Genomic DNA, 14,370 nt, shown 5'->3' on the forward strand with positions numbered 1-14,370 from the left:
AAATCCGTCGTTGTTCAACTTTTGGACATCTTTAGGTAGGAAGGTACGACCGTGAATAGAGCCGATCAGTCTACATGGGCCTGGACCCGTCGAGCGTTTCTTCAGGTTTCTCTGGTCGGGACTCTCTTGCTAAGTGGGCGGTTGGTTGGTCCGCAGCCCGTTCAAGCTCGGGAGCTTCCCGAAGGTAGGTTGACATTGGTCAACATCTGGACCGATGAGCGGTTGGATGTGACGTATCGAGATGAATCCGGCACCTATGATCTTGCGGCGCTTGATGATGTGAATTATCTCCTCCGCTGCCACAAGACCGGGGAGATTGGTGCCATCGATGTGCGGGTGCTGGAGCACGTCAATTTGGTGCAGAAAAAGCTTGGCACCCAGCAAGAGATTCATATCATCTCAGGGTTTCGGTCTCCGGAGTATAACGATCTCTTGGTGCGAACTGGGCAGCAAGCCGCTAGAAACAGTTTGCATGTGCAGGGGCAGGCGATCGATCTCAGTATCCCTGGTATCCCCCTGAAGAAGCTCCGTGAGGCTGCACTGGAATTGAGGTATGGCGGAGTCGGTTCCTATAAAAACTCGACATATGTGCATTTAGACTCGGGACCGTTCCGATCCTGGTACCACTAGCACGTCTGTGTTCACTGAGGGTGGCGTGCTCTCTAACGGGACGACACATTTGGTGTTTCTCCCTCCCCCTCTGGGGGACCTGTCTGTTCTCCCCTGAGGAATGCTCTGCAGGTTTGCTTCAAAGATTGTCAAAAGCAGCGCTCACTTGGGTGAGCCGATGTTTGAAATCTGAACAGAACCATGAAGGTGACGTACAGACCTTCTTGAGTATCAAAGAAGGCTCTTATTGAAGGGTAGTCTCCTATCCCTGTCGCTTTAGGAAAAGAACGGAGAGCGGAGGGAGTGTCATCGTCAGGGAGTAGGGGAACCCATGGCTTGGAGTCTGATCAGCATGTAGCCCGCCGCCGTTTCCAAGATTACTGCCGCTGTAGACGATACCATCAGTATTGAGCAGTTCTTGATACCACCCTACGTCAGGGACTCCGATGCGGTAGCCATACCGAGGAACGGGTGTGAAGTTGCACACACAGACGATCGCTTCACCCGTCTTTCTCGCCTTACGAAGGTATGCGATAACGGAGTTGTTGGAGTCGCTGAAGTCGATCCACTGAAACCCATCCCAATCAAAGTCGATCTCGTGTAACGCAGGTTCTTGGCGATAGAGTCGGTTCAGGTCGCGGGTAAGGCATTGTAGCCCGCGATGTGGCTCGTATTCACAAAGATGCCAGTCAAGACTGGTGTCATGGTTCCACTCCTTCCACTGCCCAAACTCACCACCCATGAACAGCATTTTTTTCCCAGGGTGGCTGTACAGGTATCCATAGAGCAGCCGGAGATTAGCAAAGCGTTGCCATACATCACCGGGCATCTTGTCGAGCAGCGTTCGTTTGCCGTGGACCACTTCGTCATGAGAGAGGGCAAGGATAAAATTCTCACTGAAGGCGTAGAGCAAGCCAAACGTGACTTGATTCTGATGGAATCGGCGATAGATGGGGTCATACTGGAAAAACGCTAACATGTCGTGCATCCATCCCATGTTCCACTTGAATGTAAACCCAAGTCCTCCCGTGTAGGTCGGACGCGAGACGCCTGGCCACGACGTCGATTCTTCTGCAATGGTGATGGTCCCGGGAAATTCTCGGTGGACGAGAATGTTGAGTTCCTTGAGCAGCGAGACTGCACCGAGGTTCTCCTTTCCGCCGAACTCATTGGGGATCCATTCACCATTCTTCCGTCCATAGTCGAGGTACAGCATAGATGCCACGGCATCCACGCGTAATCCATCGATGTGGTACTTATCCAACCAGAAGAGGGCGCTGTTTAGGAGAAACGTTCGCACCTCCACACGGTCGTAGTTGAAGATCCGGCTATGCCAATCGGGGTGGTACCCTAGGCGTGGGTCAGCATGGTCATAGAGATGCGTCCCGTCAAAAAGTGCTAACCCATGTGGATCATCCGGAAAGTGGGCCGGCGCCCAGTCAATGATGACGCCGAGCCCGGCTTGGTGAGCCCTATCCACGAACGCCATGAATCCCTGTGGTTCGCCATATCGACTCGTGGCGGCGAAATAGCCGGTGGTTTGATAGCCCCATGATCCGTCGAAGGGGTGTTCCGTGATCGGGAGAAGCTCAAGATGGGTATAGCCGAGATCCTTGGCATAGGGGATGAGCTTCTCAGCTAGTTCGTGGTACGTCAGCCACCGATTGTTCTCCTCCGGCACACGCATCCAGGACCCCAAATGCACTTCATAGATCGAGAGAGGAGTTGTGAGAGGATCTCTCGTCGATCGCGCTGCCATCCAGGTCTCATCCTGCCACCTGTAGGTGGACACATCGCGCACCACTGAGGCCGTCCGTGGGCGAAGCTCACTGGCAAAGGCATAGGGGTCGGCTTTGAGCAGGGGAGGGTTGTGTTCCCTGGTTCGAATCTCGTACTTGTACAGAGTCCCTTCCGGGAGATCCGGGATAAAAAGTTCCCAGATTCCGGTCGCTCCGCGGCTTGCCATGGGATGGAGGAGTCCGTTCCAGTTATTAAAGTTTCCGACGACACTGACACGGGCGGCATTCGGAGCCCAGACCACAAAGTGCACACCGCAGACGCCTGCGATGGTGCGGATATGGGCACCGAAGTGTTCGTAGGATTTGAGCAATGTTCCCTCGGCAAACAGGTGCAGGTCAAAATCCGTCAACAGCGGGGGAACTGAATAGGGGTCGGATGTCTCCGTGACAGCATCGTCGAGGTGGGTGATGCGAAGTCGGTATGAGGGGATAGATGTGGTATCCGGAAGCAGCGCCTCATAGAGACCCTCTTCGAAAATGCGTGTCATGCGCCACAAGACGGAGTTGGAGAGGAGCGCGACGTCCTTGACGCCTGGCTGCCAGGCTCGGAGCGCAAGATGGGGACGGTCATCGAGCAAAATCACGTGAGGGCCAAGCACCGAGTGCGGATTCCAATGTGTCCCAGACGCTAGGCGATCGACATCATCTTGTTCAATTATGCGTTCGTTCGGCATAGGCCTATCCTACTGAGGGCGACAACGATTAGGAAGGAGAAAATGTGATTTTCTGAGGTCTCACAGCAAGAGCCCAAAAGACGACTCTGATTGCATTGGCGCAATCGTCCCAGGATAATGCGTTGGGTTTGGACAATCGGTAGCACGTCGTCACGAGGAATCGCATGTCTTCTTTGACTCTCGCTCTTCTCATCTTCGGCCTGAGTTACCTGCTCATCATGACCGAGCGGCTGCACAAGACGATCGTCGCGCTGTTCGGTGCGGCGGTGATGATCAGCTTCGGTGTGGTGTCACAAGAAGAAGCGTTTTATTCCCATGAGTTCGGGGTTGATTACAACGTGGTCTTTCTGTTGATCGGCATGATGGTCATCGTCAACATCGTACGAGAGACGGGACTTTTCGAGGTCTTGGCCATTTGGGCGGTGCAACGAGCGGATGCGAAGCCGTTCCGCCTCCTGGTCTTGTTGGCCGTGCTCACGGCGGCCTTGTCCGCCATGCTGGATAACGTCACCACCGTGCTGCTTATGGCACCGGTGACGTTGGCGATCACCAAACGATTGGGGTTGAACCCCGTCACATTTTTAATGACCGAGGCCCTGGCCTCCAATATCGGAGGGACAGCCACACTCGTCGGCGATCCTCCCAATATCATGATCGCCAGTAAGGCAGAGCTCAGTTATCTGGACTTTTTGATCGTCCTGGGGCCGATCGTGCTCATCATGATGGTGGCGTTCCTCACCGTGTTGTGGGTTATCTTTGGGCGAACGATGACGGTTGCCCCGCATCTGAGAGAAGCCGTTCTCTCGCTCAGTTCACGAGAAGCGGTGCCGGATGAGGCGTTCTTGAAGCGTTGCCTCATCTTGCTGGCGGTCGTCAACGTGGCCTTCTGTTTCCACTCCCTGGTTCATCTCGAGCCTGCCACGGTCGCGCTGTTAGGTGCGAGCCTGTTTATGGTGATCGGGCATGCCAGGCGCAGACACGAAGAAGATGCTGAAGAATTGACGTATCTGGCGGAAGTGGAGTGGAAAACCATCTTCTTTTTTATCGGTCTTTTCATCCTGGTCGGAGGATTGGTCAAGGTTGGGGTGATCCGATATCTTGCTGATCAATTGGTATCGGTGACGAGAGGGAATCTTGCAGGATCCACTATGGCGGTACTCTGGGGATCGGCAATACTGTCCGCCGTTGTCGACAACATTCCCTATGTGGCTGCGATGAATCCGTTGATCGTCGACCTTGCTCGATCACTGCACCCAGAAATCACCGATTATGCAACATTGGTTCATCAAGCGGATATCATCCCACTCTGGTGGGCGTTGGCCTTGGGGGCTTGCTTAGGAGGCAACGGTACCATCATCGGGGCGAGTGCCAACGTCGTGATTGTGGATCTCGCTCGAAAAGCCGGCTACCGGATTACCTTTTGGCAGTTCTTTCAGTACGGGTTCCCGGTCATGGTGGGATCGGTTGCGTTCAGTGCCGTCTACCTCTGGCTGGTGTTTCTGCGATAGGTCGGTTCTATCCCCTCTCCGGCCACCTCGACTCGGTTGAGCTGCGCACTTCGGAGAGACGAATTACGGTTTATCGGTGACGGTCAGGCTCAGTGTTCCATCACTCATCGTGCGGATATGCAATGCATTGACATCGGCAAATACTCCGATACCCTGGACCGACCCTACGGTTCCGTGCATCGAGACGGATGGACTGAGTGCACGATTCAGTGTAGTGGCCAGTAGGCCTCGCACTCGGTCGGTGGCTGTAGTCACCCCGAGAATGGATTCGCTGGCGATCAGGTCTCGGAACGTCGAGAGGTCGAGCCACGTGACCGTTTTCTGTAACAGCGCTTCTGTCTCGGGGTCATAGCGGAGGCCGCCGATAGAAACCGTCTGTGTGAGTAAGTTTATTTCAGGCTTTCCGACAAAATACACGTGACCGACCGCGTCTCCCGAGAAATCAACCCGCATCACCACCTGGTTGCCGCCATTACCAAAGATCGCGGCGGTTGTAATCAGGATGAAATGCTCTTTCTTCACGACGCGTTTCCCATTGAGCCGGTTTGCAAGGACCTTGGAGAGCGAGGCGTAGTCCAGGGGGATGTCCGTGACGACATGGAATCCCGTAGGAGTGAGCCGGTTGGCAAGCGTGGTGGGGAGTGTGCCGTAGAGTTGGGCGTCGGCGGCACCGTAGAATCCGGTAGACGTTGGTGGAGTGTCGAGTGGAGGAAGGGCTGCGACTTCGGCGGGCGGTTCCTGGCCGAAAACGATGACCGGTTTCGCAGTCACGTGGATCGCGTCAGAGACGATGGGGCCGGCCCCGGAAAAGCCGCTATGTTGGACTTTGTCGATATTGAACTGAAGCCAGGCCTCCGGTTCCAAACGGATAGGGTTGCGTAGCGTATTCCAGGCATCTTCCACGCGAGATTTGACCGTCAGCGCATTGAGGCGGGTGACCGCGCGGTTGAGTCCTCCGCGGGCGACGTCTGCGAGCCTCTGTTTTACTTCCTGAGTCACATCGAGATCGCCGACTCGTATGTGGCATGGATCACTGGTGTTCACGGCCACGCTGGCGACCGATGCGGCCAGACCATATGTCGGAGTCAGCTCGGTCGCGATACTCCCGTGCACGGTGCCCCTTCGTGGCCATTCACTGCCTTCGCCGCAGTGAAGCGAATTGGCTCCAATTTTATATCGAAGGGCGGTACCGACGAAGATATGGGAACTGGAAAGTTCGATCCCTTTCCACCAATCACGGAGAGCCAGGCTCGACGGTGAGCCGTTGGCTTGGTGGGCACCGGAAGGCGCCATTGTGAAATCATCTCGCTCCGCATAGTATTTGTAGTCAGTACCTTTGGGGTGTTTGATGAGGCTTCCCCAATGGTCGAATTTCTTCGGGATCATGCTGTCATCGTTGATCGCAGTGAGAAACGACGACAGATCAACATGGACAGGAACGCTGATGCTCGATTCTTGGGCTAGAGAAGGTGGATTCGGTGTTGCCGGTAATAGCTTCGGTGCTGGTGGGCGAACGATAGGGGTATTCAGTGCGGTGCAGCTTGCCAAGGACAGCAACAAGGATAAGGCTACGAGAGAAGTGCTTATCAATTTGGGAAACATCTGCTTTCCCCCTTTAGCTAGTCACAGGTCGTGAGGTTCGTGGATTCAAACTGTCTTAAGTCTATGGAAAGTGATCTCCGGTGATTAGGAAACGGGAGCAGGATACCAGAAACGCACGAGCGTTTGTCAGGCCCCGTTGATGGAGTCGATGCAGGTCTCGTCGTAGGTTGAATGGGGATCCAGAAAGTACTTCGTCAACCTTTCTTTTTTAGTCGTACCCATACAGCCAGTGGGTCGTCGAAGGGGACACATTCTTGACGGAATGACGGACTCCTTTCGGAATAAACACTTCATCGCCCGGCTCGGCGATGATCTCTTTCCCGCCGATCGTCAGCCTGAGCTTCCCGACCATGACGGTCACGAGCTCATTCGTCGCATGGACGAAATTATTCCACTCACGGTCTGGCGGGTCAGTGAACATATCGCAGGAGTAGCCGCGCTGGTTCCAGTCGCGAGCGACCTGGTGGCGGTCGAGCGGCACAGGGAATTTCTGGTGGGTGAGATGGGACATATAGGGAAAAGTTAAGAGATCTGGGTACTTTTCAAGTACGGGTGATTGTAACGTGATGAGTGTGGAACGAGAAGGGCAACTCTATGCCCATCGATATTCATGAATTGAGTGCTCAAAGAATGTGTATTCCCGGAGCAGGGTCAACGGTACACTTCTTTCCGATCGCTGATCTTTACGACGAGCACGATGAGTTCTTTACCCTGAATCGTATAGATGATCCGGTAGCTGCCTTCATGGATACAGTAGAGGTCATTCGCTCCGGCGAGCGCTTTGAGTTGGCGTTCCACAGGTGGAGCGAGAAGAACGGAGTAGGCCATGGTAGGTTAGAGGCCAAGATCTTTCAGAATCGCATCGAGCGGCTTTGCCCCTTTCTTTTTGGTTTCAGCAAGCGCGGCTCGGGCATCAGCAAGATCGATCCGATCTTCTAATTCCTCCAAGAGGCGCAAATCATCGATCGGGACGACCACGGCAATTTCCTTCCCGCGCCGACGGACCACCACACGTTCCTTTCCGTATACCGGACGAATGAGTGCTGAGTAAGTTCTTTACAAAGGAGATGACATTTTGGCCATCATCGAGTAATCCCGCAAACTCCAACTCGAATTGGTTGTCTCCCACGCAGGAGTGGTTTGAATTCAAAAACAACTAAAGACTCAAATCAACTTGCAGGAAAAAGCTTTCCACTGTATCAATCCTCCATGAAGTGCATTACCCGCTTGCTTTCGCGAGAGCTGGAGTTGACTACCACAACATAAATCGTGTGGCTCGTAGGTCGGACAGACGGTTAATGATGGTGTGCCAGCGTGTCGGCTTCGTGAAGTTGTCCTGTTAGCCTCCTGATGTCGCAGTAGATGTCGTCCGGATCGCAGCACTCGGTTTCCAGCTGGATGGTCATGTGCTTGATGTCGAAGCTCATTGTGATGCAGCTCTGGATTAACTGCAGCAACTCAAGCCTTATGTCTGTGTATTTCGCAGGTAGGTGTTCAATGCTTGCAGCAGCGGGAGATGCGCGGGGAGTCGGCGATACACATCCTTGGCGAGCGTTTCGTCGTAGGTATGGGCGGTGCGGTTCCGGTCTTCAAGCATGGCCAGCCATCCCGTCTCGTCATTGATCCAGTTGTTCTTGTAAGCCAACTTGAGGTAGCCTTTCGGAGATTGGCAGTCGAGCCCTTCCGCCCGTGCCCATTCTTGAATCACCTTCCAGGCCAGCTCAAAGCAAAACTCAAACCGTTGGATGGCGGCGTCGCGGTTGAGATCAGTGACAAGAGCGCTGAGTGCTTCGCTGAGACGCAAGATGGCTGGGCGAAGCTATTGAGCCGTATGGTCATAAGCGGATTCCATGACGAAGAATCTCTTGTTTGAATCGTTCGCTGACGGTGTGGAGATCAACGACGTCGATTTCGTGCAGCGTCGTCAGATCTTCGATCTCGTCACGGAGTGCGGCGAGTCGCTCTGGGGGAAATGCCGTTTGCCCTGAGATGGCGATATCAATGTCCGCGTGGGGGTTCGCTGTACCTCTGGGCCATGATCCAAACCAGATAACGGTTACATCAGCGCCCAGCATGTTTCGGGCAAGCGCAGCAACGTCATTCGCAATTTGCTGAGGTCGAGCCATAAACGATTGGGAATACATGCGCTCAGTGTATCGATTCTGGCCATGATGTCAACTGAGTTGGATCGGGGGCGGGTAAGCCCAGGGAGTCACATCAGAAAGAAATCAGACCTGTTAGTGATGGTACGCGAAGGTCTGGGTTTCATGGTGGCGCTCAGTCAGTTTCCTGAGATCATAATGGATGTCGTTGGGATCGCAGTAGTAACTTTCGTTGTAGTTACCTTTGGTGGTCGAGAAACTTCAGGATAGCGCCCTCAAGGCTAAAGCCAGGTATGGATTTTGGCCATTCATGACCACCTGTCTCTGAGACCACGACGGTTAATTCCGCTCCACTGGTGCACGTGTGATCCCGCTTGATCACACCATCGGCCACTCTCTGCTCATAGGGGTTGTCGCAGTCCAACAGCTGTGCCATGCGAGCTTCTGCTTCAAGAAAGGGAAGGGGTGGTGCATCCCAGGCTCGCTTCTGTTTGGGTGCGAACGAGGCGTTGAAGGCAACATTGTTGTCGTCATGGGTATGGGTCAGAAAGGCTGAGGTGCCTTGCGGTATGGCTGGTTGGTCGGCGAACATCGCCGACGAGATCACCACGATGCCCCGTATCTTTGTGCGGAGCGTAGCTAGCCATCGATAAGTGACCATGCCGCCGTTGGAGTGGCCCATCAGGAAGATACGAGACCGGTCCACTGGTGTATGAGCAGCAATGGCAGCTATGGCTTGGTCAATATAGTTCCCTTCATCGATCTTGGTGGTCATGGCATGAGCACAGCAATGTTCTCCGTTCCAGGTACGAAAATTCCTCCCATCGCGATGGGAGGAGCCGTTCATGAACGCGACGGCATAGCCTCGGGTGAGCAATAGGTCGGCAAAGGCGCTGCTTCGTCGAGCCATAAACTGGGCGCTTCCCCCACCCCCATGAAAGATCAGCACCAATGGTTTCGGTGTGTCCGTGGGTTGTGCGTGCAAGATGAAGTCACGCTCAACACCGCCGGACGTGACCGTGAGGACGATGCTGGAAGGCAAACGGCCTGCCGCTGATACCTCCGCGACGCTAGTTGTAAGAGCGAGGAGGCTGATGAGGGCAAGAACTCTTCGCATCATGGCCTGCGTTATCCTTCCATACAGCTAGGACCCGAGAGTCGGAAAATTCAGTGGTGATGCGCGAAGGTGTGGGCTTCGTGGTGGTGCTCGGTCAGTTTCCTGAGATCGCAATGGATGTCGTCGGGATCGCAGCATTCGGTTTCAAGTTGGATCGTCATGTGTTTGATGCCGAAATCTGTCGTGATACGGTGTTGAATCAGCTGCAGCAACTCCGGCGGGGTGCAATGCTGTTCGATCATGACGTGGCTGGTGAGCATGATGAGGCGAGGCTCGACCGCCCAGATGTGTAGGTCATGCACGTTCTTGACGCCGGGGATCGCTTCCATGGTGGCAGCCACGTGAGACGCGCTGATGCCTGGCGGGGTCGATTCCAGCAGCACCTCCATCGATTCCTTGAAAATCGGCCAGGCTCCCCGGAGGATCGCGCCGACGACCAGCAAGCTCACGAGCGGATCGAGAACGGTCCATCCCGTCAGGAGAATCGCGCCGCCGCTGATGATCACGCCGAGCGAGACCCACGCATCTCCCAACATGTGCCAGAACGCACTGCGAATATTGAGGTCGTCTTTCGCTCCCTGTTGGAGCAACAGGGCAATGGCGAGGTTGGCGACGAAACTGACCGCCGCGATCGCCATAACCCATCCACCGTCGACGGGAACCGGTTGCAGGAGTCGCTTGAGGCAGACGATCGCGATACCGAACGCGGTCAATAAAAGGATGAAACTGTTCAGAAAGGCGGCAATGATGCCGGCTCGGTGGTATCCGAATGTTCGGCTTTCTGATGCGGGTCGTGCCGTGAGGAGATGCGCATAGAGGGCGAGAAAGAGTGATCCTTGATCGACGAGGTTGTGGCCGGCATCGCCCATGAGGCCGATGCTATTCAGCAGCCAGCCACCGATGAATTCCGCTGCAATAATCACGGCGTTGATGGCTAAGGCCAGTTGGAGTCGTGATCGGAGATGGGAGTAAGAGGCAAGTCCCGTCATATGGAACAGTGTCGCATGGGCGACGTAATGCGGCAAGACATGCCAGCGGATTTCTCGGGATTTCTTTTTCAGCAGTCGACTAACGAACTGACTGGGAAGGAAGACGTTCGCTCAGGACCGGATAGTTGACTTGATCCATCCCGGTGTTGCCGGTTGCGAGATCGGTCGCAATCACTCGCAGAATGATTCCATTGGGAACTTCATGCAATGACGGGACGAAGAACGGGGCTTCAAAGGTACGGCTGCCTTCGTCATAGAACATTTGTAGTCGCTCGACGACTCGATCATCAATCAAGACTTCCCCATAGATCCGAATCTTCCGCGAGTCCCAGTCCCCGTGGGGACGAACCAAGGAACCCGATAGCGTTTTGACTGAGGCATGGAGCTTCACATCATCTCGCGCGATCAAGGCCTCATGTGGCTTGGGTCGTTCGATCTGGACCAGGTACCCATAGAGGTGCAGTATGATGCCGTCCTGTATCAGATCCTGTCCGGGGATCAGAAGGAGAGTTGTTCTTGTCTTCTGGATTGTAGCGGGGTAGGCCAATGGTCCTTCGGCGGAGATGTCTACCACCGTCGGTTTTTGAAGGTACAAGGTGGTCGTGAACGCAGCGGAAGGACGCGTGCTATAGATCGGCTCTTCCATCATGCGGGGCGTGCGCATGATTTGATTCTGATCGCCGGCTTCGCCCTGTTGTATGCCGGTTGCCAGAATCTGGCCGGTGGTTACATCGGTGATCGTGATTCGAGCGCCACCAACTTCACGACCTAACACCATGGCTCCTTGTGCGACAACCCGCACCAGCACGGTCGTCGGCTGAGGACCGTTGAGCGGAATATTGGGAGGGGTTTGGCTATAGGCTGGAATCGAGAGGCAAGAAAGCAGGTTGAGTGAGGCGATCAGTCTAACCGGGACGAAGGAAAATCGAGTCATTTTACCTTTGTGCCAGGATCCACTTCTTCTTGGGTGGTCAGCAGTCCGCGCACGTCTGCGTCCCCCGCGGCGAGTACCATGCCTTGAGATTCGATACCCATCAGCTTGGCCGGCTTCAAGTTGGCCACGATGACGATCGTTTTTCCGACGAGTACGTCCGGCTCATACTTCTTGCCGATGCCGGCCACGATCTGACGTTGTTCGCCGCCAAGAGACACTTGCAGCTTGATCAACTTCTCCGATTTCGGCACCCGCTCAGCTGACAGGACCTTCGCCGTTTTAAGCTGAACTTTCATGAATTCATCGATGGTGATCTGTGGTGAAGCCGGCGGCGCAGGTGTGGCTGTGGGAGCTGGTGCTGCAGCGGTTGGTTGTGAAGGGACAGATGATTCAGTCACGAGTTTGGCTCCTTGTGTTTTCGAATCGATGCGTGGGAAAAGCGATGGGCCTTTCCGAATGGCGGTCCCTGGTGTGAGCCCTCCCCATTGGATTGTGCCAATAGGTAGCGCCTGCGAGAATTCATCTGCAATGCCCAATTGAGCGCAGATTGTCTGGGCACTCTTCGGCATCACGGCATAGATGGCGACGCTAAGACAGCGGAGTATTTCGGCCATGGTGTAGAGCACCGTCTTGAGCTGTGTGGCATCGCGCTCACTCTTGGCCAATGTCCACGGTGCGGTCTTGTCGACGTATTGATTGGCCAGTTGCACGACGTGCCAGATCGATTCGAGGGCTCGGTTGAATTCCAGCTGTTGGAGATAGTGTGGAAGTGTCTCGCGGAGCAGAGCCAACGCGGCCTGCTCGAGTTCTCGCTCCGCTGGTCCGCTGTTCCCAGGAGTCGGGATCGCTCCTCCTTGGGTTCGTTCGATGAGGGTCAACGTTCGACTTAAGAGATTGCCCAGCCCGTTGGCCAGATCACTGTTGACGCGTGTGATCATCCCGGTGAGAGAAAAATCTCCATCCTGGCCGAAGGGAACTTCGCGTAAGAGAAAATAGCGAAACGCATCGACGCCGAACTCATCGACCATTGTATTCGGATCCACGACGTTACCCCGGCTTTTGGACATCTTTTCGCCGTCGACCGTCCACCAGCCGTGAGCAAAAATGGTTTCCGGTAACGGAAGATTCAGCGCCATGAGCATGGTGGACCAATAGACGGCGTGTGTGGTTAGGATGTCCTTTCCGACGAGATGCACGTTTGCTGGCCAGAATCGGTTGCTTGCTGGGTTTCCTCTTGGGAGGTATTCCAAGGCGGAGATGTAATTCACCAGCGCATCGAACCAAACATAGGTGACGTAGTTCGAGTCGAAGGGGAGTTCAATGCCCCAGGAAAGCCGCGATTTAGGGCGAGAGATTGAGAGATCGCCAAGCTTCTGAGTTTGGAGAAATCCGAGCACTTCATTGCGGCGTGATTCCGGGCGAACGAAGTCTGGATGGGCATTGATGTGCTCAATCAAGCGGTCCTGGTACTGTCCCATCCGGAAGAAGTAGTTATGCTCGCTGAGCTTCTCGACAGGACGTTTGCAGTCTGGACACAGGCCGTCTGCCACATCCTTTTCCGTCCAGAAGCGCTCATCAAACGTGCAATACCAGCCTGAGTAGTCGGCTTTATAAATCAGTTGCTTGTCGAATAGTTCTTGAAGGTATCGTTGGACGACGTTCTTATGCTGAGCGTCGGTCGTTCTGATAAAAGCGTCGTTGGAGATGTTCAGCTTCTTCCAGAGGTTCTCAAATTGCGGTGCCAATTTGTCGCAGTGTACTTGCGGATCGATGCCGGCTTTGGCAGCAGCCTGTTGCACTTTCTGCCCATGCTCATCGAGTCCGGTGAGAAAGAATACCTCGCGTCCGCGTAGTCGCCAGTAGCGTGCCAGGACGTCAGCTGCAACGGTGGTGTAGGCATGTCCGATATGCGGAACATCATTGACGTAGTAAATCGGAGTAGTGATGTAAAACGTGTTGTGGACCGACATAACCACGGCAAGATATCAGGTTGGCAGGGTGTTTGACTAGGCCGAGGCTCCGGCTGGGACAAGCCCGAGCGCTTCGCGCAGGCGAAGAAACGTGGTCTCCAACGCCATTTGGACGTTTAAGTGTCGTGTGGCTTGCTGTGCGTGCTTTTCAATATCGGTCAAGAGAGTCAGGAGGAGATCAATGTTTGCTCGGTCGGCGAATCGCTGCAAATGGGGGAGTTGATCGAGGTGAAGGATGTGGTCTCGATCTCCATGAACAAGGACAAGCACCAGATCTCGAATCCATCGCGTCAGCCAGAGTAAGGTCTCCGCTGCCCGGTCTGACTTGGCCAAGGCTTCCGATGCAGACAGGATGGCTGTACCGGAGGTCAATGATTCAGGTTTCACCAACGCCAGGCATTCTTGTTGCCGTGCGCGAACCTCTGCCACGTTTGTGGTGAGCGCCTCTCCAATACGGCCGTCGGTGAGCAGTGCCAGGAGTCGAGCGTCGTCGGGCGGCAGTTCCCGCTTAAGAATCAGTGCGGCTTCAACCTGCGTCCGGGCCGGCGAGGCAAACCGAAGCGCTTGGCAGCGTGACCGAATCGTGATGGGGAGTGCGTGGAGCCGGCTGGTGACCAGGAGAAAGAGACTATGACCTGGAGGTTCCTCCAATGTTTTGAGCAGGGCGTTGGCTGCGCCGATGGTCATTCGATCCGCATCGTCAATCAGGCAGATCTTTTGCTCGCCGATGAGGGGCCGATAGACGAACTGCTGCTCGAGTTCTCGGATTTGCTCGATCTTGATTTGCGGTGTGGCCGCTTCCGCATCGGGTTCGATGACGAAATAATCGGGATGCGTCTGCGCTGCAACCTGCAAGCAAGAACGGCATCGGCCACAACTGTCTGGGGCCTCGGTGAGAATCGGGCGATCACAATTCAAAACCTGCGCCAGCCTCACGGCAGTCATGCGCTTGCCAATGTGGGCGTCACCGTGAAAGAGGTAGGCATGGGCTAACCTCTTATTGGAGAGACTGGCCTGGAGGAGGGAGATGGATTGTTCGTGGCCGGTGATATCTGTAAACGGCATA

Annotated in this window: 14 protein-coding genes; 2 read left to right on the forward strand and 12 right to left on the reverse strand. The window is 54.8% G+C overall.

Translation table 11 applies throughout. The features are described from left to right. Positions 1 to 51: 51 nt before the first annotated feature. Positions 52 to 630, forward strand: coding sequence for a YcbK family protein (locus ACYX34_RS05480; protein WP_462075549.1), 579 nt, complete (start codon positions 52 to 54; stop codon positions 628 to 630). Positions 631 to 871: 241 nt separating this feature from the next. Here the strand turns inward: ACYX34_RS05480 and glgB are convergent, their stop codons facing one another. Beyond that, positions 872 to 3,082, reverse strand: a complete 2,211-nt coding sequence (glgB, locus tag ACYX34_RS05485; protein ID WP_462075550.1) for a 1,4-alpha-glucan branching protein GlgB — start codon at positions 3,080 to 3,082, stop codon at positions 872 to 874. A gap of 164 nt (positions 3,083 to 3,246) precedes the next feature. On the opposite strand from glgB, the gene ACYX34_RS05490 reads away from it, so the two are divergent. Further along, positions 3,247 to 4,590 carry an ArsB/NhaD family transporter gene (locus ACYX34_RS05490; RefSeq protein WP_462075551.1) on the forward strand — a complete coding sequence of 448 codons (1,344 nt, stop codon included), beginning with the start codon at positions 3,247 to 3,249 and terminating at the stop codon, positions 4,588 to 4,590. 63 nt (positions 4,591 to 4,653) lie between these two features. Here the strand turns inward: ACYX34_RS05490 and ACYX34_RS05495 are convergent, their stop codons facing one another. The 11 genes from ACYX34_RS05495 to holB form a co-directional block, all read right to left on the reverse strand. After that, on the reverse strand, positions 4,654 to 6,192 hold the full coding sequence (locus ACYX34_RS05495) for a DUF4403 family protein (RefSeq protein WP_462075552.1): 1,539 nt from the start codon (positions 6,190 to 6,192) through the stop codon (positions 4,654 to 4,656). A gap of 208 nt (positions 6,193 to 6,400) precedes the next feature. Beyond that, positions 6,401 to 6,703, reverse strand: a complete 303-nt coding sequence (locus ACYX34_RS05500) for a cupin domain-containing protein (protein ID WP_462075553.1) — start codon at positions 6,701 to 6,703, stop codon at positions 6,401 to 6,403. 140 nt (positions 6,704 to 6,843) lie between these two features. Beyond that, complete coding sequence (locus tag ACYX34_RS05505) at positions 6,844 to 7,020, reverse strand: type II toxin-antitoxin system RelE family toxin (RefSeq protein WP_462075554.1); 177 nt, start codon at positions 7,018 to 7,020, stop codon at positions 6,844 to 6,846. A gap of 6 nt (positions 7,021 to 7,026) precedes the next feature. After that, positions 7,027 to 7,230 (reverse strand): type II toxin-antitoxin system prevent-host-death family antitoxin, encoded by a 204-nt coding sequence (locus ACYX34_RS05510; protein ID WP_462075603.1) that lies wholly within the window; start codon positions 7,228 to 7,230, stop codon positions 7,027 to 7,029. A gap of 427 nt (positions 7,231 to 7,657) precedes the next feature. After that, a complete protein-coding gene (locus tag ACYX34_RS05515; RefSeq protein WP_462075555.1) occupies positions 7,658 to 7,996 on the reverse strand; it encodes an HI0074 family nucleotidyltransferase substrate-binding subunit in 339 nt (112 codons plus the stop codon). Between the two features lie 31 nt (positions 7,997 to 8,027). Beyond that, positions 8,028 to 8,318 (reverse strand): nucleotidyltransferase family protein, encoded by a 291-nt coding sequence (locus ACYX34_RS05520; RefSeq protein WP_462075556.1) that lies wholly within the window; start codon positions 8,316 to 8,318, stop codon positions 8,028 to 8,030. A 214-nt stretch (positions 8,319 to 8,532) separates the two neighbouring features. After that, positions 8,533 to 9,414 carry a CE1 family esterase gene (locus tag ACYX34_RS05525; protein ID WP_462075557.1) on the reverse strand — a complete coding sequence of 294 codons (882 nt, stop codon included), beginning with the start codon at positions 9,412 to 9,414 and terminating at the stop codon, positions 8,533 to 8,535. 47 nt (positions 9,415 to 9,461) lie between these two features. Continuing rightward, a complete protein-coding gene (locus ACYX34_RS05530) occupies positions 9,462 to 10,436 on the reverse strand; it encodes a cation diffusion facilitator family transporter (RefSeq protein ID WP_462075558.1) in 975 nt (324 codons plus the stop codon). A gap of 43 nt (positions 10,437 to 10,479) precedes the next feature. Then, a complete protein-coding gene (locus ACYX34_RS05535) occupies positions 10,480 to 11,334 on the reverse strand; it encodes a hypothetical protein (protein WP_462075559.1) in 855 nt (284 codons plus the stop codon). Further along, positions 11,331 to 13,304, reverse strand: a complete 1,974-nt coding sequence (metG, locus tag ACYX34_RS05540; protein ID WP_462075560.1) for a methionine--tRNA ligase — start codon at positions 13,302 to 13,304, stop codon at positions 11,331 to 11,333. Before metG ends, ACYX34_RS05535 begins: the two co-directional genes overlap by 4 nt. Before the next feature lie 36 nt (positions 13,305 to 13,340). Next, positions 13,341 to 14,369, reverse strand: a complete 1,029-nt coding sequence (holB, locus tag ACYX34_RS05545) for a DNA polymerase III subunit delta' (RefSeq protein ID WP_462075561.1) — start codon at positions 14,367 to 14,369, stop codon at positions 13,341 to 13,343. Position 14,370: the final 1 nt, after the last annotated feature.

This window comes from Nitrospira sp. CMX1 (assembly GCF_054902215.1).

Coding starts and splice junctions, on each gene's coding strand:
- ACYX34_RS05525 (WP_462075557.1), bottom strand. CDS start 9,414: ATGATGCGAAGAGTTCTTGCCCTCATCAGCCTCCTCGCTCTTACAACT.
- ACYX34_RS05535 (WP_462075559.1), bottom strand. CDS start 11,334: ATGACTCGATTTTCCTTCGTCCCGGTTAGACTGATCGCCTCACTCAAC.
- ACYX34_RS05490 (WP_462075551.1), top strand. CDS start 3,247: ATGTCTTCTTTGACTCTCGCTCTTCTCATCTTCGGCCTGAGTTACCTG.
- holB (WP_462075561.1), bottom strand. CDS start 14,369: ATGCCGTTTACAGATATCACCGGCCACGAACAATCCATCTCCCTCCTC.
- ACYX34_RS05500 (WP_462075553.1), bottom strand. CDS start 6,703: ATGTCCCATCTCACCCACCAGAAATTCCCTGTGCCGCTCGACCGCCAC.
- metG (WP_462075560.1), bottom strand. CDS start 13,304: ATGTCGGTCCACAACACGTTTTACATCACTACTCCGATTTACTACGTC.
- glgB (WP_462075550.1), bottom strand. CDS start 3,082: ATGCCGAACGAACGCATAATTGAACAAGATGATGTCGATCGCCTAGCG.
- ACYX34_RS05520 (WP_462075556.1), bottom strand. CDS start 8,318: ATGGCTCGACCTCAGCAAATTGCGAATGACGTTGCTGCGCTTGCCCGA.
- ACYX34_RS05505 (WP_462075554.1), bottom strand. CDS start 7,020: ATGGCCTACTCCGTTCTTCTCGCTCCACCTGTGGAACGCCAACTCAAA.
- ACYX34_RS05495 (WP_462075552.1), bottom strand. CDS start 6,192: ATGTTTCCCAAATTGATAAGCACTTCTCTCGTAGCCTTATCCTTGTTG.